Annotated in this window: 10 protein-coding genes and 1 pseudogene; 10 read left to right on the top strand and 1 reads right to left on the bottom strand. The window is 72.7% G+C overall.

Annotated features, from left to right (window positions below; genetic code table 11):
- Window positions 1–59 precede the first annotated feature (59 nt).
- The 5 genes from ACFYW3_RS09275 to ACFYW3_RS09255 all read left to right on the top strand — a co-directional run bounded on the left by ACFYW3_RS09275 (window position 60) and on the right by ACFYW3_RS09255 (window position 6149).
- Window positions 60–581, top strand: a complete 522-nt coding sequence (locus ACFYW3_RS09275) for a GNAT family protein (protein ID WP_351754105.1) — start codon at window positions 60–62, stop codon at window positions 579–581.
- 63 nt (window positions 582–644) lie between these two features.
- Window positions 645–1214: a CGNR zinc finger domain-containing protein gene (locus ACFYW3_RS09270; protein WP_389385943.1), complete on the top strand. Its 570-nt coding sequence runs from the start codon at window positions 645–647 to the stop codon at window positions 1212–1214.
- 142 nt (window positions 1215–1356) lie between these two features.
- On the top strand, window positions 1357–3663 hold the full coding sequence (locus tag ACFYW3_RS09265; RefSeq protein WP_389385942.1) for a HelD family protein: 2307 nt from the start codon (window positions 1357–1359) through the stop codon (window positions 3661–3663).
- A 461-nt stretch (window positions 3664–4124) separates the two neighbouring features.
- A complete protein-coding gene (locus ACFYW3_RS09260) occupies window positions 4125–5528 on the top strand; it encodes an NAD-dependent malic enzyme (protein ID WP_053679378.1) in 1404 nt (467 codons plus the stop codon).
- Between the two features lie 339 nt (window positions 5529–5867).
- Window positions 5868–6149 (top strand): HU family DNA-binding protein, encoded by a 282-nt coding sequence (locus ACFYW3_RS09255; protein ID WP_007264399.1) that lies wholly within the window; start codon window positions 5868–5870, stop codon window positions 6147–6149.
- Between the two features lie 136 nt (window positions 6150–6285).
- Here the strand turns inward: ACFYW3_RS09255 and murA are convergent, their stop codons facing one another.
- Window positions 6286–7626, bottom strand: a complete 1341-nt coding sequence (gene murA, locus ACFYW3_RS09250; protein WP_053679376.1) for a UDP-N-acetylglucosamine 1-carboxyvinyltransferase — start codon at window positions 7624–7626, stop codon at window positions 6286–6288.
- Between the two features lie 263 nt (window positions 7627–7889).
- Between murA and ACFYW3_RS09245 the strand changes: the two genes are divergently transcribed.
- The 5 genes and pseudogenes from ACFYW3_RS09245 to ACFYW3_RS09225 form a co-directional block, all read left to right on the top strand.
- Complete coding sequence (locus tag ACFYW3_RS09245) at window positions 7890–8450, top strand: YqgE/AlgH family protein (RefSeq protein ID WP_267802598.1); 561 nt, start codon at window positions 7890–7892, stop codon at window positions 8448–8450.
- A gap of 29 nt (window positions 8451–8479) precedes the next feature.
- Window positions 8480–8764, top strand: coding sequence for a DUF3039 domain-containing protein (locus ACFYW3_RS09240; protein WP_053679372.1), 285 nt, complete (start codon window positions 8480–8482; stop codon window positions 8762–8764).
- A gap of 166 nt (window positions 8765–8930) precedes the next feature.
- Window positions 8931–10577 carry a beta-N-acetylhexosaminidase gene (locus ACFYW3_RS09235; protein WP_389385941.1) on the top strand — a complete coding sequence of 549 codons (1647 nt, stop codon included), beginning with the start codon at window positions 8931–8933 and terminating at the stop codon, window positions 10575–10577.
- Window positions 10578–10812: 235 nt separating this feature from the next.
- Complete coding sequence (locus tag ACFYW3_RS09230; RefSeq protein ID WP_053679371.1) at window positions 10813–11742, top strand: xanthine dehydrogenase family protein subunit M; 930 nt, start codon at window positions 10813–10815, stop codon at window positions 11740–11742.
- Window positions 11739–12854 (top strand): annotated as a pseudogene (locus tag ACFYW3_RS09225) (hypothetical protein); the annotation flags it as partial. The gene ACFYW3_RS09230 and the pseudogene ACFYW3_RS09225, both read left to right, overlap by 4 nt.

Here is a 12854-nt window from a genome sequence, read left to right as displayed (position 1 = left end):
GGTGTCGGGGGCGGGACGGTCCGGGTTAGCGTGCCGTCGTGATCATTGACGGGGTGGAGATGCGGGGCGTCCGGATCGAGGACGCCGCAGGCCTGGCCGACGTACTGCGGCGCAACCGCGCCCACATGGCGCCCTTCGAGCCCTACCGGGAAGAGCGGTTCTACACCGAGGCCGGCCAGCGCGACCGGATCGCGGGCCTGCTCGCGGAGCGGGACGGCGGGCGCACCCTGCCGTTCGTCCTCGTCGCCGACGACGTTCCCGTCGGCGGGATCAACCTCGGCGCCATCGCCCTCGGACCGCTGCGCAGCGGCGGCGTCGGCTACTGGATCGACCGGGCCTGGGCCGGGAAGGGACTGGCCACCGCCGCCGTCGAGGAGGTCTGCCGGATCGCCCGCGACGAGCTGGGCCTGCACCGGGTCGAGGCGGGCACGCTGGTCGACAACCTGGCCTCGCAGCGGGTGTTGGCGAAGGCCGGCTTCGAGCAGTACGGCCTCGCACCCCGGTTCCTCCACATCAATGGCGCCTGGCGCGACCACCGCCTCTTCCAACGGATCCTGCACGACGACCCGCCCGCCCTCTAGCCGCTTCGTCGGCGGGCGGGCACTCTGGGGAGGCGGCCCACGGCAACCGAGGCGGTGACCGGTATGTGGTTCGACTCCGGGAGGGTCTGCCTGGACCTGCTGGCCACCTTCGACGCCCATCGGCACGCCGAGGGCATCCTCGACGGCGACGAGCTGCGCCTGTGGCTCGTCGGGGCCGGGCTGGTGCCCGACCGGACGCCGCTGAGCCGGCTGGGGCCCGACTGGGTGGCGGCCTTCCGGGCGCTGCGCGCCGACGTGGAGAGCCTCGTACGGGCCGAACTGGCCGGCGCCGGGCCCGACGAGGGCGCGCTCGCCCGGGTCAACGCGGCGGCCGCCGGTCCACCCCCGGGACTGTGTGCCGTTCGGGACCAGGAGGGCCGGCTCGTACGGGAGTTGTGCGGGGGAGTGGAGTGCCCGGGGCTGCTCGCGGCGGTGGCCCGCGACGCCGTCGAACTGCTGACCGACCCCGGCGACCGGGCGTTGCTGCGGGCCTGCGAGGGCGAGGGCTGCGCCCGGGTCTACCTCGACACCTCGCGGGGCCACCGGCGCCGCTGGTGTTCCAGCGAGTTGTGCGGGAACCGCGAACGCGTCGCCCGGCACCGGAGGCGGGTGCTCGCCGCCGGATCCGCCTGAGCGGGCCGCCCGCCGCCGGCCCCCACCGCCCCCGGACGCGGCCGTTCGTGTGATCCGCGGACGGTCCCGGAACGGGCGTGCGGACAAGGCCCTGGTTCGCGTACGGTTGACGGTCGCCCATGCACGTCAGAAGGGGGCCTTGGTGGCCGCGCAGAATGCCGCTGTCGACAGCACGGCGGATTCCGTCCGCGATCGGGAGATCGCGGTCGAGCAGACGCATCTCGATCACGTGTACCGACGCCTTGAGGAGAAGATCCACGAGGCGGAGTTCCTGATGAACGACGCCGCCAAACGCGGGCAGGTCGGCACGCCCGGCGCGCTCGCCGAGCGCGACGCGCAGGTCTTTCGCGCCGGGATCCACCTCAACCGCCTCAACAACGAGTTCGAGGACTTCCTCTTCGGCCGGATCGACCTCGTCCTCGGCAAGGACGGGGAACGCGGCCCGGACGGCGCGTACACCTCCGTCGAGCCGGCCGACGACGCGATTCGCGCCGATCTCACCGCCGACATCGCGGAGACCCTGCACATCGGGCGGATCGGCGTCCTCGACTCCGACTACGCGCCGCTCGTCATCGACTGGCGGGCGCCGGCGGCCGCGCCGTTCTACCGTTCGACGCCGAAGGAACCCGGCCGTGTCGTGCGCCGCCGGGTGATCCGCTCCAAGGGCCGCAAGGTGCTCGGGGTCGAGGACGACCTGATGCGTCCCGAGGTCACCGCCTCGCTCGACGGCGAGGAACTGCCCGCCATCGGCGACGGCGCCCTGATGGCGGCGCTCGGACGGGCCCGTACGCACTCCATGCGGGACATCGTCTCGTCCATCCAGGCGGAGCAGGACCTGGTCATCCGGGCTCCCGCCGCCTCCGTCGCGGAGGTCGCCGGCGGCCCCGGCACCGGGAAGACGGCCGTGGCCCTGCACCGGGCCGCCTACCTGCTCTACCAGGACCGGCGGCGCTACTCCGGCGGCATCCTGATCGTCTCCCCGACCCCGCTGCTCGTCGCCTACACCGAGGGCGTGCTGCCCTCGCTCGGCGAGGAGGGTCAGGTCGCCATCAGGGCACTCGGCTCGCTCGTCGACGGGGCCGAGGCGGCCACGTACGACGACCCGGCCGTGGCCCGCGTCAAGGGCTCCTCCCGGATGCTCAAGGTGCTCCGCAAGGCCGTACGGGGCGCCCTCGAACTCGGCGACGCCCCGGAGCGGCTGCGCGTGGTGGCCTTCGGCCGGCGCCAGGAGCTGGAGGCCGACGAACTGGAGCGGATCCGGCAGAACGCGCTCGGCGGCACCGCGCCGGTCAACCTGCTGCGCCCGCGCGCCCGCAAGCTGCTGCTCGACGCCCTGTACGCGAAGTCCGGCGCGAACGGCCGGCACAGCGACCCGGAACTCGCCGCCGAGCTGCGGTCCGCCTTCGACGAGGACATCTCGACGGAGGACGCCTTCATCGACTTCCTGAACGCCTGGTGGCCCGAGCTCACCCCGCGCGGGGTGCTTGCCTCGATGGCCGACGAACGCAGGCTCGGCCGCTGGTCGCGCCGGGACCTCAACCCCCGTGAGGCGCGCCGGCTGGCCCGCTCGCTGCGCCGGGTCGGCCCGGACGGCAAGGGCCCGCTGTCGGTGCACGACGTCGCGCTGCTCGACGAGCTCCAGCAACTGCTCGGGGCGCCCGCCCGGCCCAAGCGCAAGCGCGAGCTCAATCCGCTGGACCAGCTGAGCGGGCTGGAGGAGCTGATGCCGACCCGCGAGGAGACCCAGTGGGAGCGGGCCGAGCGGCTCGCGGCGGAGCGCACCGAGTACGCGCACGTCATCGTCGACGAGGCGCAGGACCTGACGCCGATGCAGTGGCGGATGGTGGGCCGCCGGGGTCGGCACGGCACCTGGACGGTCGTCGGCGACCCGGCGCAGTCCTCATGGACGGACCCGCAGGAGGCGGCGGCGGCCCGCGACGAGGCCCTGGGGTCCCGGCCGCGCCGACGCTTCACGCTGACCGTGAACTACCGCAACCCCGCCGAGGTCGCCGAGGTCGCCGCCCGGGTGCTGAAACTGGCCATGCCGGGAATGGAGCCGCCGACCGCGGTGCGCTCCACGGGGCTGGAGCCCCGCTTCACGGCCGCCGAGGGCGATCTGGGCGAGAGCGTCCGGGAGGAGACCCGACGGCTGCTGGAACAGGTGGACGGCACGGTGGGCGTGGTCGTGGCCATGGACCGACGGGCGGAGGCGGCCGGATGGCTGGCCGACCTGGGCGAACGCGCGGTCGCGCTGGGCAGCCTGGAGGCGAAGGGGCTGGAGTACGACGCCACCGTGGTGGTGTCCCCGGCGGAGATCGCGGACGAGTCCGAGGCGGGTCTGAGGGTGCTGTACGTGGCCCTGACGCGCGCCACGCAGCAGTTGACGGTGGTCTCGGCCGAGCGCGACACCCCCGACGGGGAGGGCGTCCCGACGCTCCTGCGTCCGTAGGCCCCGTCGGACCGGGCCCCGGAGGACGTGTCCGCCGGGGCGATGGGCCGATTGGCCCGCGACCAGGGGTGTGGTCCAAGAGTCAAGTGCCTGGAGGGGGCTCGCTTCCGGCGATCCTTTGTTAGCCTGGGTACGGCACCGACTCGATCCAAGCCCCCGGGCCCAACCTTCGTCGCTCAGAGCGACCACTTGCCGCGAGGCGAGCATGGCGGGTCGGTGTCATCTACGTGAAGAACAGGTCTGCCCCGGCACTTCGGTGCCGGGGCAGACCTGTTTTGCGTGGCCGAAACCCTTCCAGGAGCCCCGCATATCTCGTATGGTGGAAGTGTCTTTCCGAAATTTGTAGCTGGTTACCTTTTACCGGCTGGTAGGTGGGACGATCGGACAAGAGGTCCCGCCGCACCCGCCGTGCGCCGGGGCCCTGTGTACAGAAAAACCAGGGACAGAAGAGGAACACGGCCATGGCAACGGCGCCCAGCGTCTCGTACTCGATGACGGTCCGCCTGGAAGTGCCCGCGAGCGGTACCGCGGTCTCCCAGCTGACCACCGCCGTGGAGTCTTCCGGAGGATCCGTCACCGGCCTCGACGTGACCGCATCGGGTCACGAGAAGCTCCGCATCGACGTCACCATCGCCGCGACCTCCACCGCGCACGCCGACGAGATCGTCGAGAAGCTGCGCGGAATCGAGGGCGTCAGCCTGGGCAAGGTCTCCGACCGAACCTTCCTGATGCACCTCGGCGGCAAGATCGAGATGGCGTCCAAGCACCCCATCCGCAACCGTGACGACCTCTCGATGATCTACACCCCGGGCGTGGCCCGCGTGTGCATGGCGATCGCCGAGAACCCCGAGGACGCGCGGCGCCTCACCATCAAGCGCAACTCCGTCGCAGTCGTGACGGACGGCTCCGCCGTACTGGGCCTCGGCAACATCGGCCCCATGGCCGCGCTGCCCGTCATGGAGGGCAAGGCGGCCCTCTTCAAGCGGTTCGCCGGCATCGACGCGTGGCCGATCTGCCTCGACACCCAGGACACCGACGCGATCGTCGAGATCGTCAAGGCGATCGCCCCCGGCTTCGCGGGCATCAACCTGGAGGACATCTCCGCGCCCCGCTGCTTCGAGATCGAGGCCCGCCTGCGCGAGGCCCTCGACATCCCCGTCTTCCACGACGACCAGCACGGCACCGCCATCGTCGTCCTGGCCGCCCTCACCAACGCACTGCGCGTGGTGGGCAAGGCAGTTGGCGACGTCAAGGTCGTCATGTCGGGCGCCGGCGCGGCCGGTACGGCCATCCTCAAGCTGCTCCTCGCGGCGGGCGTGAAGAACGCCGTCAGCGCCGACATCCACGGTGTCGTGCACGCGGGGCGCCCCGACCTCGTCGACGCGGCGGCCGACTCCCCGCTGCGCTGGATCGCGGACAACACCAACCCCGAGGGCTACACGGGCACCCTCAAGGAGGCCGTGGTCGGAGCCGACGTCTTCATCGGCGTCTCCGCCCCGAACGTCCTGAACGGCGACGACGTGGCGGCCATGGCGGAAGGCGCCATCGTGTTCGCGCTCGCGAACCCGGACCCCGAGGTCGACCCCGCCGTCGCCCGTCAGACGGCCGCCGTCGTGGCCACCGGACGGTCCGACTTCCCCAACCAGATCAACAACGTCCTGGTCTTCCCGGGCGTCTTCCGAGGCCTGCTGGACGCCCAGTCCCGCACCGTGAACACGGACATGATGCTGGCCGCCGCGAGCGCGCTCGCGGACGTGGTCGGCGAGGACGAGCTGAACGCGAACTACATCATCCCGTCCGTCTTCAACGACAAGGTGGCGGGTGCGGTCGCCGGAGCCGTCCGCAAGGCCGCCTCCGGGGCGTGAACCTCGCTGTGACGGCCCTCACGGCCCCTGATCCCGGCGCGTCGCGAGATGCGGGCCCGCCCGGCCACCTCTAGGGTTGCGGGGATGCCGGCGTGGCCCGCGGTCCGCATCCACCGGAACCATCGGATGCGGACGGAGCGTCACCGCGGCGTGACAGTGGCGCTTTTCGTGTGACCCTGGCGGGTGCCGGATTGGCTTTCCCGCCGCTGGTGGGGGCAGGATGCGTAACCGGGCGAGAGGGTCTGACGTTCAGACCCGGGTCCGGGGACTGTCCTAGGGCCCTGGCAGCATCGGCTTCGATCTCACGCCTCTAAGGCACGTTGAACACGGGAGTACAACATGAACCGCAGTGAGCTGGTGGCCGCTCTGTCCGAGCGCGCCGAGGTGACCCGCAAGGACGCCGACGCCGTTCTGGCCGCGCTCGCCGAGACCGTCGGCGAGATCGTCGCCAAGGGCGACGAGAAGGTCACCATCCCCGGCTTCCTGACCTTCGAGCGCACCCACCGTGCCGCTCGCACCGCGCGCAACCCGCAGACCGGCGACCCCATCCAGATCCCGGCCGGCTACAGCGTGAAGGTCTCAGCGGGCTCCAAGCTCAAGGAAGCCGCCAAGGGCAAGTAGTACCGCCCTTGTGCCGAGGGCCGCAGGGCCCTCGGGACGGCAGCAGTACACACGAAAGCCGAAGGGCGGCCACCCCACCGGGGTGGCCGCCCTTCGGCCTGTCCAGGGCCCCCTGAGGGGCCCTGGGGCGCTTTCGTCAGACGAGGTCGCCGTTGGGGAGCTCGACCTTGGCGCCCAGCTCCATGAGCTTCTCCATGAAGTTCTCGTAGCCGCGGTTGATCAGGTCGATGCCGTGGACGCGCGAGGTGCCCTCGGCGGCCAGCGCCGCGATCAGGTACGAGAACCCGCCGCGCAGGTCGGGGATGACCAGATCGGCGCCCTGCAGCTTCGTGGGGCCGGAGACGACCGCCGAGTGCAGGAAGTTGCGCTGACCGAAACGGCACGCCGAACCGCCCAGGCACTCGCGGTACAGCTGGATGTGAGCACCCATCTGGTTCAGCGCCGAGGTGAAACCGAGCCGGGACTCGTAGACCGTCTCGTGGACGATCGACAGGCCCGAGGCCTGCGTCAGGGCCACGACCAGAGGCTGCTGCCAGTCGGTCTGGAAGCCCGGGTGGACGTCCGTCTCCAGCGCGATGGCCTTCAGCGGGCCGCCCGGGTGCCAGAAGCGGATGCCCTCGTCGTCGATCTCGAAGGCACCGCCGACCCGCCGGAAGGTGTTCAGGAAGGTCATCATCGAGCGCTGCTGCGCTCCGCGGACGTAGATGTTGCCGCGGGTCGCCAGGGCCGCGGAAGCCCACGAGGCGGCCTCCAGGCGGTCCGGGAGCGCCTTGTGGTTGTAGCCGGTGAGCTCGTCCACACCGGTGATCCGGATGGTCCGGTCGGTGTCGACGGAGATGATCGCGCCCATCTTCTGCAGGACGCAGATGAGGTCTTCGATCTCGGGCTCGACGGCCGCGTTGCTCAGTTCGGTGACGCCCTCGGCGAGGACGGCCGTCAGCAGCACCTGTTCGGTCGAACCGACGGACGGGTACGGCAGCCGGATCTTGCAGCCGCGCAGCCGCTGCGGGGCCTCCAGGTACTGGCCGCCCTCGCGCTTCTCGATCGTCGCGCCGAACTGGCGGAGCACGTCGAAGTGGAAGTCGATCGGCCGGCCGCCGATGTCGCAGCCGCCGAGGCCGGGGATGAAGGCGTGGCCGAGACGGTGCAGCAGCGGACCGCAGAACAGGATCGGGATCCGGGAGGACCCCGCGTGGGCGTCGATGTCGGCGACGTTCGCGCTCTCGACGTACGTGGGGTCGAGGACCAGTTCGCCCGGCTCCTCGCCGGGGCGGACGGTCACGCCGTGGAGCTGGAGCAGACCGCGCACGACCCGGACGTCACGGATGTCGGGAACGTTGCGCAGCCGGCTGGGGGTGCTGCCGAGCAGAGCGGCCACCATGGCCTTCGGCACGAGGTTCTTCGCGCCGCGGACACGGATCTCGCCCTCGAGCGGGGTACCGCCGTGGACAAGCAGGACATCGTCAGTGCCGGTCATGGATCTCGCGTTCCGGAGTGGGGTGGGCGGGGGGCCAGTGAAAAGGGTAAGGGTCGCCACCCCCTTGTTCGCATGGCTGACGTGGCCGTAGGACTGTCATGAATTCGGCACAACACACTCTGTTGCCGCATCGTGGCGGAGTGTCGCGTTCCGGGCCCTTTCGGGAAGCGCGCTCCTTCCCGCCGCCGTGCGCCCTGAGCTGCGCGTGATCCGTTGAGTCCGCCGGCTCCCCCCGAAGGGCGAATGTGCGAGATCATGTCGGCATGACCGAGGTGTCCTCCCTCACAGGGCGGTTGCTCGTGGCCACCCCCGCCCTCGCGGACCCGAATTTCGACCGCGCGGTGGTGCTGCTGCTCGACCACGACGAGCAGGGTTCGCTCGGCGTCGTCCTCAACCGGCCCACGCCGGTGGGCGTCGTCGACATCCTGATGCCCTGGGCGCCGCTGGCCGGCGCCCCCGGGGTGGTGTTCCAGGGCGGGCCGGTGGGCCTGGACTCGGCCCTCGGCATCGCGGTGATCCCCGGCGAGGAGGGGCCGCTGGGGTGGCGTCGGGTGCACGGGGCGATCGGGCTGGTCGACCTGGAGGCGCCGCCCGAACTGTTGGCCGCCGCCCTCGGCGGCCTGCGCATCTTCGCGGGCTACTCCGGATGGGGCCCCGGCCAATTGGAGGACGAGCTGGGCGGCGGGGCCTGGTACGTGGTGGACTCCGAGCCGGGCGACATCTCCTTCCCGGACCCCGAACGGCTGTGGAGGGCGGTGCTCCGCCGCCAGCGCAGCGAGCTGGCGATGATCGCCACCTATCCGGACGACCCGTCGCTCAACTGAGCCGCGCGGGGGTCGGTACCCTGGCTTTCATGAGCACTCTTGAGCCCGAGCGCGGGACTGGTACGGGGACCCTCGTAGAGCCGACGCCGCAGGTGTCCCACGGCGACGGCGACCACGAGCGCTTCGCCCACTACGTCCAGAAGGACAAGATCATGGAGAGCGCGCTCGGCGGTACGCCCGTCGTCGCCCTCTGCGGCAAGGTCTGGGTCCCGGGACGGGATCCGAAGAAGTACCCCGTCTGTCCCATGTGCAAGGAGATCTACGAATCCATGGGCGCCGGCGGCGACAAGGACAAGGGCGGCAAGGACAAGTAGTCCGGGCCGTTCGTCCCGCACCACGCAGGACCGAGGTCCCCGGTCGCGCCACCGTGCGCCGGGGACCTTTTGCGCGCCCGGGAGGAGGGCTAGGGTCGGCCGGGTAAGCGACATGTGGAACGCGCGTTGCGCATGACGCAACGGCATGTCCGTGGAGGCCCCGCCCATGCCCGACCTGATCCCGGAGCCGCGGTACGCGAGCTTCCCGACCGACGACGTGTGCGAGCTGACCGACCCGGTGCTCGTGGCGGACCCCGGCACGCGGGGCGCCGCCCGCCGACTGCGCGCCGAACTCGGCGCGGCCACCGGCTGGGAGTTCCCCGCGCCGGTCGCGGGCGCGGCGCACGCCGGTCGCACGGTGATCCGGCTCGCGCTGCGCCCCGACATCGCCCGCGCCGGCGCCGAGTCGTACGAGGTGCACGTCACCCGTGACCTGGTCCTCCTCGAAGGCGGAGACCCGGCGGGCCTCTACTGGGCGGTGCAGACGCTGCGCCAGTTGCTCGGCCCCGACGCGTACCGGCGCGCGCCCGCGGCGCCCGGCCGCGTCTGGCGGCTGCCGGTCGGCGACCTGGCCGACGGCCCCCGCTTCGGCTGGCGCGGCCTGATGCTCGATGTCGCCCGGCACTTCATGCCCAAGGACGGGGTGCTGCGCTACATCGACCTGCTCGCCGCCCACAAGCTGAACGTGCTGCACCTGCACCTGACGGACGACCAGGGCTGGCGCGTCGAGATCGAGCGGTACCCCCGGCTCACCGAGGTCGGCGCCTGGCGGCCGCGCAGCCGCTGGGGGCACCGGGCGTCACCGCTGTGGAACGAGACCCCGCACGGCGGCTTCTACACCCGGGACGACATCCGCGAGATCGTCGCGTACGCCGCCGAGCGGCACGTGCGGGTCGTGCCCGAGATCGACGTGCCGGGCCATTCGCAGGCCGCCATCGCCGCCTACCCCGAACTGGGGAACACCGACGTCGTGGACACCGCGGCGCTCGGGGTCTGGGACGACTGGGGGATCTGCGAGAACGTGCTGGCCCCCACCGAGGCCGTACTGCGGTTCTACGAGGGCGTCTTCGAGGAACTGCTGGAACTGTTCCCGGCGGAGGTCTCGCCCTTCGTGCACGTGGGCGGCGACGAGTGCCCCAAGGCGCAGTGGCGCGCCTCCCGGGCCGCGCAGGCGAGGATCCGGGAACTGGGAGTGGACGGGGAGGACGGGCTCCAGGCCTGGTTCATCCGGCACTTCGACGGCTGGCTCGCCGAGCGCGGCCGACGGCTGATCGGCTGGGACGAGATCCTGGAGGGCGGACTGGCGCCGGGTGCGGCGGTGTCCTCCTGGCGCGGGTACGCGGGCGGCGTCGCCGCCGCCGAGGCGGGCCACGACGTGGTGATGTGCCCCGAGCAGCAGGTGTACCTGGACCACCGTCAGGCGCCGGGCGAGGACGAGCCGATGCCGATCGGGTACGTCCGCTCGCTCGCCGACGTGTACCGGTTCGAGCCGGTACCGCCGAAGTTGTCGCCGGAGGCGGCCGCCCACGTGCTGGGCGCGCAGGCCAACGTGTGGACCGAGGTGACGGAGAACCAGAGCCGGGTCGACTACCAGGTGTTCCCGCGCCTGGCCGCCTTCGCCGAGGTGGTCTGGTCACGCCTTCCCGAGCCCGCGGAACGGGACTGGGCGGGCTTCGAGGAGCGCATGGCGACGCACTACGCGCGGCTGGACGCCCTCGGGGTGGACTACCGGCCGCCCGGCGGCCCGTTGCCCCGGCAGCGCCGCCCCGGGGTGCTCGGGCGCCCGATCGACGGCGAGCCCCCGATCGTGTGACTCAGGCAACCGACGCAGCGTTTGAAGTCCTTTGGAACTCTTTCCCGATTTAGGTCGATACGGTCGCAAGTGCGCGGCGTCGGCGGGCCGGACCCCGACGTCGCGCGTCCGGCCGACCCTCGCGCCGGGCGGCGCGGAAGATGTGCCAGAGTTGCCACGTCCCGGCGGTGAGGACGTACCGTACGGCGGACAGGCGTGAGCGCCGGGACCGGGACATCGGGAAGGGGCAGCCGGGTTGACCACGCACGCACCGCACTCACCGCATTCATCTCAGGGGCCTCAGGGCCCTCGGGCGGCGCAGTCCGTGACGCTGCCGACCTCGCTCGACGAGGCCGTGGCGGCGCTCACCGCCATGCCCGCGGCCGTACCCGTCGCCGGCGGCACCGACCTGATGGCGGCCGTCAACGCCGGACTGCTGCGGCCCGCCGCGCTGGTCGGCCTCGGCCGGATCAACGAGATCCGCGGCTGGCAGTACCAGGACGGTCACGCCCTGCTCGGCGCCGGCCTCACCCACGCCCGGATGGGCCGGCCGGACTTCGCCGCCCTGATCCCCGCGCTGGCCGCCGCCGCCCGCGCCGCCGGACCGCCGCAGATCCGCAACGCGGGCACCCTCGGCGGGAACATCGCCACGGCCGCCCCCACGGGCGACGCCCTGCCCGTCCTGGCGGCGCTGGAGGCGGTGCTGATCATCGTCGGCCCGCCCGCGCTCGGCGACTCCGGGGTGTCCCGGCGGGAGATCCCGGTCTCCCACCTGTTGGCCGGCCGCGAGATGCTCCGCCCGGGCGAACTGATCGGTTTCGTACGGGTTCCCCTGCTGCACGCGCCGCAGGTGTTCCTGAAGGCCACGGGCCGTACGGGCCCCGGGCGCGCGGTCGCCTCCGCGGGGCTCGTGCTGGACCCCGCGCGCCGCGGAGTGCGCTGCGCCATCGGCGCGGTCGCCCCGATGCCCCTGCGGCCGCTGGAGGCCGAACAGTGGGTGGCCTCGTTGATCGACTGGGACGGGGACCGCAGCCTGGCCCCCGAGGCGCTGGAGGCCTTCGGCGAGTACGTCGCCGCGGCTTGCGTGCCCGACCAGGGAGAACCGGTGGCTGCCGGAGTGCTGCACCTGCGGCGGACGGTGGCCGTGCTGGCACGGAGGGCCCTGGGGAGGGCACTGAGCACATGAGTGAGAACGAGAACGTGAGCGGAACGACCGGGAGCACCGGCCACGCGAATGCCGGCTGGGGCTGGGAACCGGTGCCGCACGGCGGCGAAATGGACTCCGAAGCCACGGCCTTCGTGAAGCTGCCGCAGGAGATGCTGGACGCGCTCGACAACCGGGAGCCGTTGGCGGCCCCCGGGCACGGGTACGTGCCACCGCCGATGATCGTGCCCTTGGGCTCCGGCTCCGCCGACCCCTCGGCCACCGGGACCTGGACGATGCCGGTCCAGTGGCCCGAGGCGGGAACGGGCGCGACGGGCCAGGACGGTTCCGTGCCCGGTTCCGCGCCGGGTTCCGCGGCCGGCCAGGCGCCCGCGCGGGGGCCGATCCCGGCCTCGATCCCGCTGCCCGCGTCCGTGGCCGCCGTCTTCGGCGCGACCGGCCAGGACCAGACGCAGGCGGACCCGGCCGAGACGCCCGGCAACCCCGACCCCGCCGACACCGCCGAATGGCGGTTCCCCGACGCGACGCGGTCCGACGACGGCCGGGACACCGGCCAGTGGACGCTGCCCGGCGGCGCGCCCGCCGCCGACTGGAGCCAGGCCCCGGCGACCCTGCCGGGCGGCGCGGCCGCCCCCTGGGCGACGCCCGTGTACGACGCCTCGCTGAGCTCGGGGGTGCTCCCGGGCACGTTCCAGGGCGACGACGGCGGAGCCGCACGGCACGGCGGCGGCCCGGTCGGCGGCCCTCCCGGGCGCGGCCCCAGGGTGCTGGGCGGCCCCGGCGTGGGCACCCCGCTCCCCGACCCGGAGTCGGTGACCCACCCGGCCCCGGACATCGACGCCGCCCACGGCCCGGCGCAGACGCCGGTCGAGGGCGAACGACCGCGCCCGGCGGGCACGGAGGCCGGCCCGGGCGACGGACACGGATTCACCCGAGCCGACCGGGCCGCCACCGGGCCGGAGCCGACGGACGGGCGCGGGTTCGAGGCGGACGGGCGCGGTTTCGCCGTGGACGACCGCGAGGGCTTCGCCACCGACGGGCGCGGGTTCGTCGTGGACGCGGGTGGTTACGCCACGGACGGGCGCGGGTTCGCGGTGGACGACCGCGACGGGTTCGCGGTGGACGATCGCGAC

It is taken from the genome of Streptomyces sp. NPDC002602 (genome assembly GCF_042889445.1).
GTDB lineage: Bacteria > Actinomycetota > Actinomycetes > Streptomycetales > Streptomycetaceae > Streptomyces.
The sequence above is the reverse complement of the archived record's forward strand: the minus strand, read 5'-3'. Positions and strand labels throughout refer to the sequence as shown.